Raw genomic sequence first — 885 nt, forward strand, 5'->3', positions numbered from 1 at the left:
CATCGACAACATCGACGCCGCCGTCGTCCACATGGTCGCCGAACGCTTCAAGTGCACCCAGCAGGTCGGGCACCTCAAGGCCGCCCACCACCTGCCGCCCGCCGACCCGTCCCGCGAGGCCCAGCAGATCGCCCGGCTCCGCCGCCTGGCCGAAAACGCCAACCTCGACCCGGCGTTCGCGGAGAAGCTCCTCAACTTCATCATCGCCGAGGTCATCCGCCATCACGAGCGCATCGCGGAGGACGCCGGCCCGCGCGGCTGACCCCTCTCCCACGCACCGGTGCGCCCCAATTGTCGGGCCCCGCGCGGGCCCGCCCACCGGCGCGCGGACCGGATTGAGGCATCCTGCGCCGAGCGGTCCCCGTCGTCCGGATCGGACATAAGCTGTTCGTCCAAGCGAGGGGACTTCGCGCCATGCCGCCGGACGCCAGGATCCTCATAGTCGACGACCACAAGGACACGCTGTACGCCCTGGAGAGCGCCCTGGCCCCCCTCGGCTACCAGCTGAAGCGGGCCACCAACGGCGACGACGCGCTGAAGGAAGTCCTGCGCGGCGGCGTCGGCCTGCTCGTCCTCGACGTACGCATGCCCGGCGTCAGCGGCCTCGACGTCGTCCGCTACATGCGCGGCCTGGAACAGACCCAGCACATCCCGATCATGCTCGTCACCGGCTTCGGCACGGACACCGAACTGACCTCCGCGGCCTTCCGGCTCGGCGTCGCCGACCTCGTCACCAAACCCATAGACCCCTGGACCCTGCGCACCAAGGTCCGCTACCTCTACGACTCCCACCAGCGCCACCGCTCCCTGGAGAGGGAGATCCGGGAACTGCGGGCCCTGGTGAAGGGCTACGAACCCAGCGGCCACTGAGCCCCGCCCCCGCAC

General features: G+C 70.3%; 1 protein-coding gene and 1 pseudogene. Both read left to right on the top strand.

The window, feature by feature from the left end; translation table 11 throughout:
• The first annotated feature begins 1 nt into the window (after window position 1).
• Window positions 2-262 carry a chorismate mutase gene (locus FGF04_RS39540; protein ID WP_235882761.1) on the top strand — a complete coding sequence of 87 codons (261 nt, stop codon included), beginning with the start codon at window positions 2-4 and terminating at the stop codon, window positions 260-262.
• Between the two features lie 152 nt (window positions 263-414).
• Window positions 415-855: pseudogene (locus tag FGF04_RS39545) on the top strand (response regulator); the annotation flags it as partial.
• Window positions 856-885: the final 30 nt, after the last annotated feature.

This window comes from Streptomyces apricus (assembly GCF_008369065.1).
GTDB classification, from domain to species: Bacteria; Actinomycetota; Actinomycetes; order Streptomycetales; family Streptomycetaceae; genus Streptomyces; species Streptomyces apricus.